Below are 13,875 nucleotides of genomic sequence, written 5' to 3'. Positions count from 1 at the left end.
ACGCGGTCAAGATTTAGTAAAGCCGCAGCGCCCACGCACCGGCAAACATCACCCGTTACCTTGGTCCCTATGGACAGCGACCGGGGGGACTCCGCCTATACCTGGCAGGGCCGGCGCGAACTGGTGAGCCGCATGCACGACCAGCTCGACGACCTGGTGGCGGCCCGCGACCAGATGGAACAACTGGTACGCGTCATCGTCGAGCTCGGCTCCGATCTGGACCTGGACGTGACCCTGCATCGGGTCCTCAAAGCGGCCATGGAACTGACCGGCGCCCGCTACGCCGCCCTGGGTATCCGCGCACTCGACGGCGCGCTCGTTTCCTTCGTGCACGCGGGGATCGACGCCGACACCGCGCGACGGTTTGGTGACCTTGCGGTCGGTGACGGGCTGCGCGTCGACGATCTGAGTGCCGATCCGCAGACGGCGGTCCTGCCCGCGCACGACCCGCCGATGCGAGCTTTCCTCGGAATCCCAATTACCGTGCGGGCGGCTAATTTCGGCAGTCTTTACCTGGCCGACGACCGGCCCGGCCGCGTCTTCACCGACATCCAGGAGGGCGCCGTCCGCGCGATGGCCACGGCTGCTGCCGCCGCCATCGATAACGCGCGGCTGTTCCAGCGTGAGCGCGAATCGGCCAAATGGACGAAGGCCAGCCGCGAGATCACGACCGCGCTGCTGTCCGGCGACCCGCAGACGGGACCGCTGCAGCTCATCGTCAACCGGGCGCTGGAGCTGGCCGGCGCGGAACAGGCGATCTTGCTGGTGCCCCGGGAGGCCGAAGCGCCCGTCGACGAGGTCGACACCCTGGTGGTGGCCGCGACGGCGGGCCGCTATTCCTCGGAGGTGATCGGTCGGCAGGTCCCGATGGACGGCTCGACCACCGGCGGTGTCGCGCGCCGCGGTCTACCGCTGATCACCGATTCCTTCCAGTACCCGATCGAGGGATTCACCGATGTCGGTGAACGCCCGGCAATCGTCATCCCGCTGATCGCCGACGGCGCGGTGCTCGGTGTCATCGCCGTCGCGCGCGACCCGCACCAGCCCCCGTTCGGCAACGACTACCTCGATCTCGTCAGCGACTTCGCCCGCCACGCCGCGATCGCGTTGGCGCTGGCGGCGGGCCGCGAACACGCGCTCAACCAGGAGTTGGCCCAATCCGACACCGTCGAGGACGCGGTGCACGCCGCCGCCGAAGAATTGCGCCGGCTGTGGCGGGCGCGCCGCGTGCTGGCTGTCACCTTCCCGACCTTCAGCTCGTCGACGGAGACGGCCTTCGGCGCACCTCAGGTGGTATCGGTGGGTGAACCCACGCAGTGGGCCGACCTGCCGTCCCACACACAAGAGGCGCTCAGCTCCTTGCGCGACGGCGACTTCCTCACCCCGACCGCACCTCAGCCGGGGGCCGCGGGCATCGCGCTGCAGCATCCCGAGGGCGTGCTCGTCGTCTGGATCGACCTCACTGAGCAACGCCCCTTCACCCTGGAGGACCAGACCTTGCTCACCGTGCTGGCCGGTCGCCTCGGCCAGGGTCTGCAACGGGTGCACCAAGTCGACCAGCAGCGCGAGACCGCCCTGGCCCTCCAGCACGCCATCCTCGGGCCGGCGGATCTGCCCAACGGGTTCGCGGTGCGCTATCAGGCCGCCACCCGGCCGCTGCAGGTGGGCGGTGACTGGTACGACATCGTCGACCTCGAGGACGGGCGCATCGCGTTGGTCGTCGGCGACTGTGTCGGCCATGGCCTGGCCGCGGCCGCCGTGATGGGCCAGGTGCGCAGCGCCTGCCGTGCGCTGCTGTTCGAAAACCCAAGCCCCGCTGCGGCTCTCGCGGGAATGGATCGCTTCGCGGCGCGGCTTCCCGGCGCCCAGTGCACCACCGCCGTCTGCGCGGTGCTCACCCCCGACACCGGCGAACTCGTCTACTCCAGCGCCGGGCATCCGCCGCCCATCCTGGTGCACGGCGACGGCAGCACCCAGATACTTGACGACGGTCACACCATCGCCTTGGGAATACGCGGCGACTGGTCGCGCCCGGAGGCCCGCGTGACCGTACCGGCCCGCTCGACCCTGCTGCTCTACACCGACGGGCTGGTCGAGCGTCGCCGCAGTCCGCTGGATCGGGGCATCTCTCGCGTCGCCGGCGTCGCGCAGGACGGCCGAGCGCTGGGCCTGGAGGATCTGGCCAACCAGGTCATGACCCGTGTCGCGCCACAGGGCGGGTACCAGGACGATGTCGTCCTGCTGCTCTACCGCCATCCGGCCCCGCTGGAGCTGAACTTCCCCGCCGATGTCAGCCAACTCGCACCCACCCGCAACGCCTTGCGCAACTGGTTGGCCCGGGTGCGCGTGGGCCCCGAGGAGACCCTGAACGTTTTGGTGGCCGCCGGGGAAGCCGTCGCCAACGCGATCGAGCACGGCCACCGCCACCGACCCGAGGGCCTCATCCGACTGGGCGCGATCGCGGTGGGCGACGAGGTGAAGTTGACGATCACCGACACCGGCACGTGGAAGGCTCCGCAGCCGGCCGCCCATCACCGTCGCGGCCGGGGGATCCCGCTGATGCGAAGCCTGATGCACGACGTGGACATCCGGCCCGACGACGACGGAACCACCGTCCACTTGTCCGCGAGAATCACCTGATGATGACCCCGCTCACGCTCGACACCGCGCGCGGCGGCGACGGGAAGCTCGTGCTGGTCGCGGCGGGGGAGATCGACCTGAGCAACATCGAAGCCTTCACCCTGGCGTTGTCCACCGCGACCACCGGCAGCGACGGGGCGCTGCTTGTCGATCTCAGCGCCGTGGAGTACCTGGACAGCGCCGCCATCAACGCCTTGGCCATCCACGCCGACCGCATCGAGCTGGTCGCGCACCCGATCCTGATGCCCGTCCTCACGGTCAGCGGTCTGACCGAGCTGACCGCGATCGTGCCCGCGCCGCCGACCAGGAAGCGCTGACGCAGCTACCCGGCGCCGAATTTTCTTGCGGCGCAACATAAAACCTGTTCTTGCTGGCCCATGCTGCTTTCGCATGCCACGATGGCGTAATGGCTGACGACGCGCTGAGCTCGGAACGTGAATTCAACGAGAACAACATCGAAGAGTTCCGCCGCAACGGCGGCAAGGTCGGGGGACAGTTCGAGGGCTTCCCGCTGCTGTTGCTGACGTCAGAGGGTGCCCGCAGCGGCGCCCAACGCGTCAACCCGGTCGCCTACTTCGACATCGACGGCAAAATCTATATCGTCGGCTCGGCGGCGGGCCGCGACAAACATCCCGCGTGGGTGCACAACATCCGCGCCATTCCCGACGTGTCCGTCGAGATCGGCTCCGAGGCTCCCAAGTCGGCGACCGCGCGCGAATTGCCGCGCGAGGAAAGGGATTCGATCTATTCCGTCATCGTCGAGCGCGCGCCCGGCTTCGGCGAGTACCAGCAACGCACCGATCGCGTCATCCCGGTCTTCGAATTGATGACTGACTGAAGACCCGCGCTGCCAACAACATTCAAGCTCGCCAATTTGGCACGAAAACGCGTCGCCTGCCGCACAATGAAGTGCGCGGGTGTGGCTTGATGCGACGAGACATCCCCGCCCGCACTGCTTAAGGACAAGGTGAGGTCGGCGATGAGACGCTATCTGCGGCGCTCCATGATCGGCGTGTTCGCCCTCGCGCTGGCCGGGCTGCCGGTGACGGTGCTCGGGACACCTCCGACCGCCCGCGCCGACGGGGAATGCGCCCCGGGGTGGGGCTGGAGCGTCGAGCTGAACGAGTGCGTGTTCTTGCTGCCGGCCGCAAACGGGCCGGGCGGCCCCGGCGGACCGGGTGGGCCCGGTGGGCCCGGCGGACCGGGTGGGCCCGGCGGCCCCGGTGGACCCGGTGGACCCGGCGGACCCGGCGGACCCGGCGCGCCCGGCCACCCCGGAGCGCACTAAAACCCTGGCTCAGCTGCGGCAACGCGACACTCGGGTCGGCGCCATCGCCGGATGGCCGACGGGTGGGAACTCTACCCGCCCCTCGGTCGTTATACCGGCTAAGTAACCGGTGCTTCCGAGGGGGACAACAGCCGCATGCCACGCACAGACAACGACACCTGGGACCTTGCGACCAGTGTGGGCGCCACCGCCACCATGGTGGCAGCCGCGCGGGCGATCGCGACCAACGCCGACAACCCGCTGATCGAGGACCGATTCGCCGAGCCCCTGGTTCGTGCGGTCGGGGTGGATTTTTTCACGCGTTGGATCTCCGGCGACCTGGTCGCCGCCGAGGTCGACGACCACGAATCGGGCTGGAAGCTCGAACACATGCCCGCCGCGATGGCGGCCCGGACGCGTTTCTTCGACTCCTTCTTCCAGGGCGCGACGCATGCCGGGATCCGGCAGGCCGTGATCTTGGCGTCCGGCCTCGATGCGCGGGCCTACCGGCTGGGCTGGCCGGCCGATATGACCGTGTTCGAGATCGACCAGCCGCAGGTGATCGAGTTCAAGGCCACTACTCTGGCGGGCCTGGGCGCCGCCCCGCAGGCGGAGCTGCGAACGGTCTCCGTCGATCTGCGCAACGACTGGCCAAAGGCCTTGGTGGAGGCGGGTTTTGACAAGAGCCGGCCGACGGCATGGATCGCGGAGGGACTCTTCGGGTATCTGCCGCCCGAAGCACAAGACCGCCTGCTGGACAACATCACCGCACTCAGCGCCGAGGGCAGCCGGCTGGCGTGCGAAGCTATTCCGGACATGTCCGAGGTAGACACGGAGAAGGCTCAGGAAATGATGCGCAGGGCCACCGCGAAATGGCGTGAGCACGGGTTCGACCTGGAATTCGGCGATCTCGGCTACCAAGGTGAGCGCAACGACGTCGCCGTCTATCTCGACAACCTGGGCTGGCGGTCGGTCGGTGTCCGGATGAGTCAGCTGTTGGCCGACTTCGGCCTCGACTCGATCCCGCAGACCAACGACTCCGTCTCGGTGGCCGACACCGTCTACTTCAACTCGGTGCTGGCCAAGTGACCGCACCGCAGCGCCGCGCACTCAACGAAGCGGTCACCCGGATGTGGACCTTCCTGGCGCCGGCCTATGACCTGCCGTTCCTGCAGCAATGGGTGTACCGCCCGCCGCACAACGAGGTGATCGCACAGCTGCGCAATCACGGAGCCCGAAAGATCGCGGATATCGCTTGCGGCACAGGGATTCTCAGCGACCGGATCCAGCGTGAACTGAATCCCGACGAGATCTACGGTGTCGACATGTCCGACGGCATGCTCAACCAGGCCCGCGCCAGGTCGGATCGGGTGCAGTGGTTGCGCGGTCCGGCAGAACAGCTTCCGTTCGACGACGGTGCGCTCGACGCCGTCGTGACGACATCGGCGTTCCACTTCTTCGACCAGCCCGCGGCGTTGCGCGAATTCCATCGCGTGCTCGCGCCCGGTGGAATGGTGGCCGTGTCGGCCTTGAGCACGCGGCAACCGCGCCTGCAGTCATCCGCGCAGAACCGGTGGAAGCCACAACACAACACCTCGGCGCCCGAGATGCGGACGCTGTTCGAAAACGCCGGGTTCGTGATCGGCGATCAGCACCGGATCCCGCGTCCGGTCTGGACGCGCCTCGTCTCCGACCTGTTAACCGTGGGCACCAAAAGCTGAACGCGCGTCGCGCACGGAAAGCGTTCGCCGCCAACGTAATAAACGACGATGCCCGCCTCGCCAACCGGCGAGGCGGGCATCGCGTTCAGCGTTCTTTACAGCGGAATCCAGACCCCGAAGAAGTCAAATCCCCACTGGTTGAAACGGGGGTTCCAGTACGGCGTTTCCTGGTAGCCCCAGTAGTTGATCGGGCCATAACCCCACTGGCCGCCGGGCGGGGGGAGCGGTCGATCCCAGGCCGGCCGCGGCGGTGCGCCCGGACCCCACGGGCCGGGCCCCTCGCCCCATGGGGCGCCGTGGAAGTAGCCTCGCTGGTCATCGCCGTGCCACGGGCCACCCGGGCCACCGGGCCCTCCCGGCCCACCGGGGCCGCCGGCACCACCGGGCCCGCCGGGGTGATCGGGTCCCGGGCCGCCAGGGCCAACTGGTCCGCCCGGTCCGCCGGGGTGGTCGGGTCCGGGACCGCCGGGCCCACCCGGGCCACCGGGATGATCCGGCCCTCCCGGACCGCCGGGTCCACCGGGACCGCCTGGGCCACCAGGACCGCCGGGATCATTCGGGCCGGTAGGGGCGTGAAAGCCGCCGGGGTTCGGTGCGCCATGACCACCCGGACCCGACGGCGGACCGCCCGGCGCGGCGTTGGCTAACCCGGCGCCCATTCCCAAGGCCGCCGCGCTGAGCGCTCCGGCGATGGTCACCCCTCCGACAAGTTGCTTCAACTTCATGATGCTTCACCTATCCACTAGGGACTTCTTCAACTAGGGATGTGTTCGGAACCTCCCCCTGACACAATCCAGACGCTAGATAGCTTTCCTATGGACCAGCTGTGTCTGGCCCATGCAATCCTTGGGCCGGCCGCATGACCGCTGGTTTGGCAAGGCTAGGTTGGCTAGTCGGCCAGAGTTTTCCTCTATATCGTTGCCGCCGTGTCGAGTACGTCACATCCGGCCGAACCCCATGTCGGGTCGGTGTCGTCGAAGCTGAATTGGCTGCGCGCGGGCGTGCTGGGCGCCAACGACGGAATCGTCTCCACCGCGGGCATCGTTGTAGGCGTCGCGGCGGCCACCACCCTGCGGGCCCCGATCTTGACCGCCGGCAGCGCCGGACTGGTCGCGGGAGCGGTGTCGATGGCGCTGGGCGAATACGTATCCGTCAGCACCCAGCGCGACACGGAAAAGGCGCTGCTGCACCAGGAGCGCCGCGAATTGCGCGACGACCCGGCCGCCGAACTCGACGAGCTTGCCGAACTCTATGAAGCGAAAGGCCTGACGCCGGCCACCGCGCGCACCGTGGCGGAGGAACTCACGGATCAAAATCCGCTGCTGGCCCATGCCGAGGTCGAACTCGGCATCAATCCCGAGGAGCTGACGAATCCGTGGCAGGCGGCATCGTCGTCGGCCCTGTCGTTCGCGATCGGCGCCCTGCTGCCGTTGATCGCCATCCTGGCCCCGCCGACCACGTGGCGAATCCCCGTGACCATTGCGGCGGTGCTCGTGGCTTTGGTGGTCACCGGCGCGGTCTCGGCCGGCCTGGGCGGGGCGCCGAAGCTTCGCGCGGTGCTTCGCAACGTCATCGGGGGCAGCCTCGCGCTGACGATCACCTACGTGATCGGTCACCTGGTGGGCGCCGCCATCGACTGACCGGCGCGGTGCGCATACAGCGACTGGAAGCGCAACTGTAACATTCACGGTTGCGGGTCTCAGCAGGGTTCCGCTACTCCCTCACGCGAAGGGTCATGCAGTGGCCGAGCCCGATATCGTTCCGGATGAAGCGCGCTGGGCGGAACCAGCGCCGTACTTCGTGCGCGACGAAAAGTACTTTGTACCAACCGGAATCGCGCGCGGTGGATGGGGTCCATCGCTCAGCGGTCACGTCGTCGGCGGGCTGCTGGCGTGGGCGGTCGAGCGTGAAGCGCAGGACGCACATCTGCAACCGGCGCGGCTGACCGTCGACCTGCCCCGGCCGACGGCGCTCAAACCACTCGAGGTGCACACCGAGGTGCGCCAGGACCGACGGCGAGTGCGGCTGGTCGAGGCCGCCATCATCCAGGACGGCGCCCCCGTGGCGCAGGCCAGCGCGCTGTTCGTGCGGCGTGGTCCCCAGCCCGACGGTCGAGTCTGGTCACCACCGGTGCAGATGCCGCCGATCCCGCTGGGCGAGCCGTACCCGACGCTGTTCATGCGCACCTACGGCTGGGGCTCGGATGTGCAGAACCCCGATCCGGACTGGCCACAGACCGGCGGCCCGAAATACACCTGGCTGCACGAGAATCGCCCGTTGATCGACGACGAACCGCTGAGCGCCTTCACCCGCGCGGCAATGGCCGGCGACATCACGGCCTCGATCGCCAACTGGGGCACCAATTCTCTGGAGTTCATCAACGTCGACTACACGCTCACGCTGACCCGGCTGCCCGAGGGCGCCCACATCGGGCTGGCCTCTCTCACTCATCACAGCCACGACGGGGTGGCCAGTGGCTCCGCGGTCCTGGTCGATGCGAAGGGGCCGATCGGCACCGGCGTGTCGGTGGCCGTCGCGCACTCGGGATTTCGTCCGCCCTCCACCAATCCGTCGGCGCGGTGACGGTGGCGGGCGGCACGTTCTGGGCGTTGATTGCCGATGCGGCGCAACGCGGATCGAACCGGCCGCTGCTCGCCGACGAGCATGGACGCAGCCTGACCGCACGCCAACTCCACGACGCCGCCTGCGCAACCGCCGCCGCCCTCGCGGAACGGGGAGTCCGCGCGGGAACCGTGGTGTCCTGGCAGCTGCCCACCACGCTGGAAACCATGGTGGTGATGGCCGCACTGGCCCGGCTCGGCGCGGTGCAAAACCCGATCATCCCGCTGCTGCGGGAAAGCGAAGTCGGCTTCATCACCGGCCAGTTGAACACCGAATTCTTTGTCGTACCGGAAATTTGGCGCGGCTTCGATCACGGCGGCCTGGCTCGCGAGTTGGCGCGCGACAACAAGTTTGAGGTCATCACCCTCGACCTGGCAACACCCCCGGCCGGCAGGCTGCGCCTGCCCCACGCCGACACCGACTCCCTTCCCGCGCCCCCGCGATCGGCTGACGACGCCCGCTGGGTCTACTACTCCTCAGGGACGACCGCGGCCCCCAAGGGGATCCGCCACACCGACACCTCGGTCATCGCGGGCTCGGCGGGAGTGGTGGGCATGGTGGGCGCCACGAGTAGCGACGTGGACCCCATCGCCTTCCCGATCGCCCACATCGGCGGGGCGGCGATGCTGGCCACCGCGCTGCTCACCGGCATGCGGCTGGCCCTGTTCGAGTCGTTCGACCCGGCGACCACGCCGCTGGCCATCGCCGCCCACAACCCCACCTTCCTGGGCACCGCGACCCCGTTCTTCGTGGCGTTCCTCGAAGCCCAACGCGCCCACGGAGATCGACGGTTGTTCACGAACGTGCGGGGTTGTCTGGCAGGAGGCGCGCCCATCACCGCCGAATTGGGCCGCCAGGTCCGCGAAACCTTCGGCATCGCCGGGATCGCCAACGCGTGGGGGATGACCGAGTTTCCGTGCGCGACGTCGCCGTCCCTGACCGCCCCGCCGGAGGTGCTCGACCATACCGTCGGCCCGCCGGTGCCCGGGGTCAAGGTCCGCGTTGTCGGCGCCAGGGAAATCGAACTGGGCGCCGGGCAGGAAGGGGAGCTGCGACTCAAGGGGCCCCAATGTTTTCTCGGCTACGCCGATCCGACGCTCGACGCCGAGGCGTTCGACGACGACGGCTGGTTGCGCACAGGCGATCTCGGCCTGATCGATGCCGACGGCAACGTCCGCGTCACCGGTCGCACCAAAGACGCGATCATCCGCAACGCGGAGAACATCTCCGCCCTCGAGATCGAAAATGCGCTCGCCACCCATCCCGCCGTCGCCGACGTCGCCGTCATCGGGATCCCCGACGCACGCACCGGCGAACGCGTCTGCGCCGTCGTCGTGCCGGCCACGGCCGACGGTGTGTCGCTGGAATCCCTTGTGCGGCACTGCCAATCGCGGGGGCTGAGCCGTTACAAACACCCCGAACATCTCGTGGTCGTCGACACGCTACCCCGCAACCAATTCGGCAAGGTGATCAAGAAGGACCTGCGCGAGGCCTTCGGGTAGGCGAGCCCGACCACCCGCGCGAATGTAACGCCATGGCGAGATTCCTCTGGATTTTGCGCCGCGGCGTTACGCCCGCGGCGCCATTCCTACAGTCCCTTGGGTGCGTCGCGAACCGCCTGCACCGCCGCGGCGTCGCCGTCGAACTCAACCTGGGCCGCGCGCCCGACGGAGAACAGCAACAGCTCCGCGGGCGCGCCGGTCACCGTCACCGCCGGACCCTGGCCGGCGGTGAGCAGCGTCTTGCCCTCCGGGGTGCGTAACGCCACCCGGGCGGGCGCCTTGGCGAGGGTCAAGCGGGCCATCAGCGGCAGGGTGCGGCGCAGCATCGTGGCCAGCGCGGGCTCCAGCGACCGCGGCTGCCAGCCCGGCTGCGCGCGGCGCACATCCTCGTGATGGATGAACATCTCGGCCACGTTGGCGACCGGGTCGAGCAACTTGAGCGGCGAATACACCGGAGGACCGGCTGCGACCTTGCCGACCAGCTCGTCCCACTCGCTGCGCTCGCTCACCTGGTTTTGCACCTTGGCGGTGTGGGAGGCGAAGAACGGGATCAGGATGCCCGGGGCGGCGTCGGGGCGGTACTCCCGGATCACCAGGTGGGCGGCCAGGTCCCGGGTCGTCCAGCCTTCGCAGAGAGTGGGTGCGTCCGGACCGACGTCGCGCATCGTTTCCACGAGGGCGGCGCGTTCGCGTTGAGCAACAGACATGCGTTCAGCCTAGAGCCGGCCGCGCCCGAAGAGGATGGGTCCACCGACACCAACGACCGACGGCTCGGTAAATTTGAAACGTCATGTTGTCGAAGGGAATGCCATGAACGCGCGCGTCGAGCAGTTGGAGTTTCAAGCAGAGGCTCGGCAACTGCTGGATCTGATGGTCCACTCCGTGTACTCCAACAAGGACTCGTTCCTGCGGGAGCTGATCTCCAACGCCTCCGACGCGTTGGACAAGCTTCGGCTCGAAGCGTTCCGCAACAAGGACCTCGACGTCGACACCTCCGACCTGCACATCGAGATCGACGTCGACCACCAGGCGCGCACCCTGACCATCCGCGACAACGGCATCGGCATGACCCGCGCCGAAGTGGTCGACCTGATCGGCACACTGGCCAAGTCGGGCACCGCCGAGCTGCGCCAGCAACTCCGCGAGGCCAAGAACGCCAAGAACGAGGCCGCCTCCGAGGAACTCATCGGCCAGTTCGGCATCGGCTTCTACTCGAGCTTCATGGTCGCCGACAAGGTCGAACTGCTGACCCGCAAGGCCGGCGAGAGCGACGCCACCAAATGGGAGTCCAGCGGCGAGGGCACCTACACCATCGAATCGGTCGACGATGCGCCACAGGGGACCTCGGTCATCCTGCATCTGAAGCCCGAAGACACCGAGGACGAGCTGCACGACTACACCTCGGACTTCAAGCTCCGGGGTCTGGTCAAGAAGTACTCCGACTTCATCGCCTGGCCCATCCGCATGCAGGTGGAGCGGCGCGAACCGGCGACTGAGGAGGGCGGCGAGGAGACCGTCACCATCGAGACCGAGACCCTCAACTCGATGAAGGCCCTGTGGGCCCGGCCCAAAGACGAGGTCTCCGAGGAGGAGTACAAGGAGTTCTACAAGCACATCGCGCACGCCTGGGACGACCCGCTCGAGGTCATCGCGATGAAGGCCGAGGGCACCTTCGAATACCAGGCGCTGCTGTTCATCCCGTCGCACGCGCCGTTCGATCTGTTCAACCGCGACGCCCAGACCGGCATCCAGCTCTACGTCAAGCGCGTGTTCATCATGGGCGACTGCGATCAGCTGATGCCCGAATACCTGCGCTTCGTCAAGGGTGTGGTTGACGCGCAGGACATGTCGCTCAACGTCTCGCGCGAGATCCTGCAACAGGATCGGCAGATCAACGCCATCCGGCGCCGGCTGACCAAGAAGGTCCTCTCCACCATCAAGGATCTGCAGTCTGAGCGCCCCGACGACTATCGGACCTTCTGGACCCAGTTCGGCAGGGTCGTCAAGGAAGGCCTGCTGTCGGACTTCGACAACCAGGAGACGCTGCTGCAGATCTCCTCGTTCGCCTCGACGCACAGCGAGGAGGAAGCCACCACGCTCGCCCAGTACGTCGAGCGCATGAAGGACGGCCAGACGCAGATCTTCTACGCCACGGGCGAGACGCGCCAGCAGATCCTCAAGTCGCCGCATCTCGAGGCCTTCAAAGCCAAGGGCTACGAGGTGCTGCTGCTCACCGACCCGGTCGACGAGGTCTGGGTGGGAACCGTCACCGAATTCGACGGCAAGCCGCTGCAGTCCATCGCCAAGGGCGAGGTGGACCTCAGCGCCGAAGGCGACGAGAGCGAGGCCGAGCGCGAAGAGCAGCAGAAGGAATTCGCCGACCTGCTCACCTGGATGAAGGAGACGCTGGCCGACCACGTCAAGGAAGTCCGGCTTTCCACCCGACTGACCGACTCGCCCGCCTGCCTGATCACCGACGCCTTCGGGATCACGCCCGCCCTCGCGCGCCTCTACCGCGCCTCGGGCCAGGACATCCCGGTGGGCAAGCGGATCCTCGAACTCAATCCCAACCATCCGCTCGTCACGGGCTTGCGCCAGGCGCAAAAGAACGCCGCCGACGACGCTGCGCTTGCTGAGATCGCCGAGACCGCCGAATTGCTCTACGGCACAGCACTTCTCGCCGAAGGCGGCGCGCTCGACGACCCGGCCCGGTTTGCCGAGATGCTGGCCGACAGATTGGCCCGCACGATCTAGACCCGGCCCGATCGGCAGATGGGCACGTTTTCGGGATTGAAAAGCCGCCGGCAGGGATACTTAGGTCCCATGGCTCAGTTCCGCGTCCTCGACCCGCACGGGCGGGTCGTCGCGACGAAGAATTTCGCCAACGCGGAAGCCGCCCACGCATGGTTCGTCCACTCGGTGGGCGGCAACACCGAACTGGGCTGGCGCATGGAGGTCAACGACGACGGGCAGTGGGCCTTCTTCGATGACACCGAAGGCTTTACCGCCCCGGTGAGCCGCCGGCCCACGAAGCGCTGAATCGACGATCGGCGCGCGCGGCCGGCCACGTAGGCTCCCCCCATGCACGTCGACGCGATGACGACCCCGCAGCCGCTCGGCCAGATCGGCGAACTTGCCCGACGAACCCGATCCGCCGGCTTCTCCGGTCTGTTGTTCACCGAGACGGGCCGCACCGCCTACCTGAACGCCGCCGTCGCCTCGCAGGCCGCGCCCGATCTCGAACTGTCCACGGGTGTCGCGGTGGCCTTCCCGCGCAGCCCGTTCGTCACCGCCGCCGCGGCGTGGGAACTGCAGGAGGCGACCAAGGGAAAGTTCCGGCTGGGGTTGGGAACCCAGGTGCGCACCCACGTCGTGCGACGCTACGGCACGGCCTTCGAGCGCCCCGGGCCGCGGCTGCGCGACTACCTGCTGGCCGTCAAGGCATGCTTCGCGGCGTTCCGCTCGGGCACGCTCGACCACCACGGTGACTTCTACGATCTCGACTTCATCACCCCGCAGTGGAGCCCGGGGCCCATCGACGCTCCCGACCCGAAAGTCGATATCGCAGCGGTGAATCCGTGGATGCTGCGGATGGCGGGCGAGGTGGCCGACGGGGTGCACGTCCACCCGATCGGCGAACCGGGCTACCTGTCCCGCCACGTCCTGCCGACCGTCGCCGAAGGGGCGGCCAAGGCCGGGCGTTCGTTGTCGGATCTCGCGATCATCGTGCCCGTCATGACGATCGTCGGCGACAGCGACGAGGAGCGCGACAAGCAGCGCGAAGTCGTGCGCGCCGGCATGGCGTTCTACGGAAGCACGCCCAACTACGCGTTCATCTGGGACGAGGCCGGTTTCGAGGGAACCACCGCGCGGATCCGGGAGAAACAGAAGGCCGGCGACTTCGCTGGGATGGCCGCCCAAGTCAGCGACGACCACATCGCCGTCTTCGCCACCGAGTCAAGCTGGGACGGCCTGGCAGACGCGTTGACCGACAAATACGCCGGGACGGCAACGCGTTTGGTGATGTACAACTCCGTGGCCGACCAGGATCGGTTCGAGCGCTACGGCGAGGTGGCCCGCCGGATACGGAACCGCCAATAGGGTTATGCCAGAAGGCATTTGG

At 67.9% G+C, this 13,875-nt stretch carries 14 protein-coding genes; 12 read left to right on the top strand and 2 right to left on the bottom strand.

Going from position 1 to position 13,875, the window contains the following annotated elements; translation table 11 throughout:
- Positions 1-69 precede the first annotated feature (69 nt).
- The 6 genes from ACZ50Z_RS10975 (at position 70) to ACZ50Z_RS10950 (ending at position 5,628) form a co-directional block, all read left to right on the top strand.
- Positions 70-2,640 carry a SpoIIE family protein phosphatase gene (locus ACZ50Z_RS10975; protein WP_464483572.1) on the top strand — a complete coding sequence of 857 codons (2,571 nt, stop codon included), beginning with the start codon at positions 70-72 and terminating at the stop codon, positions 2,638-2,640.
- Entirely contained in the window at positions 2,640-2,957 is a 318-nt protein-coding gene (locus ACZ50Z_RS10970) for an STAS domain-containing protein (protein WP_464483571.1), read from the top strand. The genes ACZ50Z_RS10975 and ACZ50Z_RS10970 overlap by 1 nt, the downstream gene beginning before the upstream one ends.
- Before the next feature lie 89 nt (positions 2,958-3,046).
- Positions 3,047-3,478, top strand: a complete 432-nt coding sequence (locus tag ACZ50Z_RS10965; RefSeq protein ID WP_464483570.1) for a nitroreductase family deazaflavin-dependent oxidoreductase — start codon at positions 3,047-3,049, stop codon at positions 3,476-3,478.
- Positions 3,479-3,619: 141 nt separating this feature from the next.
- Positions 3,620-3,928: a hypothetical protein gene (locus tag ACZ50Z_RS10960; protein WP_464483569.1), complete on the top strand. Its 309-nt coding sequence runs from the start codon at positions 3,620-3,622 to the stop codon at positions 3,926-3,928.
- 135 nt (positions 3,929-4,063) lie between these two features.
- The gene (locus ACZ50Z_RS10955) at positions 4,064-4,996 is read left to right on the top strand and encodes an SAM-dependent methyltransferase (protein WP_464483568.1); all 933 of its coding nucleotides are present in this window, start codon (positions 4,064-4,066) and stop codon (positions 4,994-4,996) included.
- Positions 4,993-5,628: a class I SAM-dependent methyltransferase gene (locus tag ACZ50Z_RS10950; protein WP_464483567.1), complete on the top strand. Its 636-nt coding sequence runs from the start codon at positions 4,993-4,995 to the stop codon at positions 5,626-5,628. Before ACZ50Z_RS10955 ends, ACZ50Z_RS10950 begins: the two co-directional genes overlap by 4 nt.
- A 95-nt stretch (positions 5,629-5,723) precedes the next feature.
- Here the strand turns inward: ACZ50Z_RS10950 and ACZ50Z_RS10945 are convergent, their stop codons facing one another.
- A complete protein-coding gene (locus tag ACZ50Z_RS10945) occupies positions 5,724-6,353 on the bottom strand; it encodes a chitin-binding protein (protein WP_464483566.1) in 630 nt (209 codons plus the stop codon).
- A gap of 201 nt (positions 6,354-6,554) precedes the next feature.
- Between ACZ50Z_RS10945 and ACZ50Z_RS10940 the strand changes: the two genes are divergently transcribed.
- The 3 genes from ACZ50Z_RS10940 (at position 6,555) to ACZ50Z_RS10930 (ending at position 9,752) form a co-directional block, all read left to right on the top strand.
- Positions 6,555-7,268 carry a VIT1/CCC1 transporter family protein gene (locus ACZ50Z_RS10940; protein ID WP_464483565.1) on the top strand — a complete coding sequence of 238 codons (714 nt, stop codon included), beginning with the start codon at positions 6,555-6,557 and terminating at the stop codon, positions 7,266-7,268.
- A gap of 100 nt (positions 7,269-7,368) precedes the next feature.
- Complete coding sequence (locus tag ACZ50Z_RS10935; RefSeq protein WP_464483564.1) at positions 7,369-8,211, top strand: thioesterase family protein; 843 nt, start codon at positions 7,369-7,371, stop codon at positions 8,209-8,211.
- Positions 8,212-8,213: 2 nt separating this feature from the next.
- Positions 8,214-9,752: a class I adenylate-forming enzyme family protein gene (locus tag ACZ50Z_RS10930; RefSeq protein WP_464486182.1), complete on the top strand. Its 1,539-nt coding sequence runs from the start codon at positions 8,214-8,216 to the stop codon at positions 9,750-9,752.
- 86 nt (positions 9,753-9,838) lie between these two features.
- Here ACZ50Z_RS10930 and ACZ50Z_RS10925 read toward each other — a convergent pair whose 3' ends face one another.
- Positions 9,839-10,459 carry a TIGR03085 family metal-binding protein gene (locus ACZ50Z_RS10925; protein WP_464483563.1) on the bottom strand — a complete coding sequence of 207 codons (621 nt, stop codon included), beginning with the start codon at positions 10,457-10,459 and terminating at the stop codon, positions 9,839-9,841.
- Between the two features lie 103 nt (positions 10,460-10,562).
- Between ACZ50Z_RS10925 and htpG the strand changes: the two genes are divergently transcribed.
- The 3 genes from htpG (at position 10,563) to ACZ50Z_RS10910 (ending at position 13,853) form a co-directional block, all read left to right on the top strand.
- On the top strand, positions 10,563-12,506 hold the full coding sequence (gene htpG, locus ACZ50Z_RS10920; protein WP_464483562.1) for a molecular chaperone HtpG: 1,944 nt from the start codon (positions 10,563-10,565) through the stop codon (positions 12,504-12,506).
- Between the two features lie 69 nt (positions 12,507-12,575).
- Positions 12,576-12,791 (top strand): hypothetical protein, encoded by a 216-nt coding sequence (locus ACZ50Z_RS10915; RefSeq protein ID WP_464483561.1) that lies wholly within the window; start codon positions 12,576-12,578, stop codon positions 12,789-12,791.
- 42 nt (positions 12,792-12,833) lie between these two features.
- Complete coding sequence (locus ACZ50Z_RS10910; RefSeq protein ID WP_464483560.1) at positions 12,834-13,853, top strand: TIGR03617 family F420-dependent LLM class oxidoreductase; 1,020 nt, start codon at positions 12,834-12,836, stop codon at positions 13,851-13,853.
- The last annotated feature ends 22 nt before the right edge of the window (positions 13,854-13,875 follow it).

The sequence above is a fragment of the Mycobacterium sp. NTMscope_MAC_269 genome, assembly GCF_976985695.1.
The sequence above is the reverse complement of the archived record's forward strand: the minus strand, read 5'-3'. Positions and strand labels throughout refer to the sequence as shown.

Bases quoted from the DNA above. Each gene is read 5' to 3' on its own strand.
- ACZ50Z_RS10910 (WP_464483560.1), top strand. From the start codon at position 12,834: ATGCACGTCGACGCGATGACGACCCCGCAGCCGCTCGGCCAGATCGGC.
- ACZ50Z_RS10965 (WP_464483570.1), top strand. From the start codon at position 3,047: ATGGCTGACGACGCGCTGAGCTCGGAACGTGAATTCAACGAGAACAAC.
- ACZ50Z_RS10970 (WP_464483571.1), top strand. From the start codon at position 2,640: ATGATGACCCCGCTCACGCTCGACACCGCGCGCGGCGGCGACGGGAAG.
- ACZ50Z_RS10925 (WP_464483563.1), bottom strand. From the start codon at position 10,459: ATGTCTGTTGCTCAACGCGAACGCGCCGCCCTCGTGGAAACGATGCGC.
- htpG (WP_464483562.1), top strand. From the start codon at position 10,563: ATGAACGCGCGCGTCGAGCAGTTGGAGTTTCAAGCAGAGGCTCGGCAA.
- ACZ50Z_RS10960 (WP_464483569.1), top strand. From the start codon at position 3,620: ATGAGACGCTATCTGCGGCGCTCCATGATCGGCGTGTTCGCCCTCGCG.
- ACZ50Z_RS10975 (WP_464483572.1), top strand. From the start codon at position 70: ATGGACAGCGACCGGGGGGACTCCGCCTATACCTGGCAGGGCCGGCGC.
- ACZ50Z_RS10955 (WP_464483568.1), top strand. From the start codon at position 4,064: ATGCCACGCACAGACAACGACACCTGGGACCTTGCGACCAGTGTGGGC.
- ACZ50Z_RS10945 (WP_464483566.1), bottom strand. From the start codon at position 6,353: ATGAAGTTGAAGCAACTTGTCGGAGGGGTGACCATCGCCGGAGCGCTC.
- ACZ50Z_RS10915 (WP_464483561.1), top strand. From the start codon at position 12,576: ATGGCTCAGTTCCGCGTCCTCGACCCGCACGGGCGGGTCGTCGCGACG.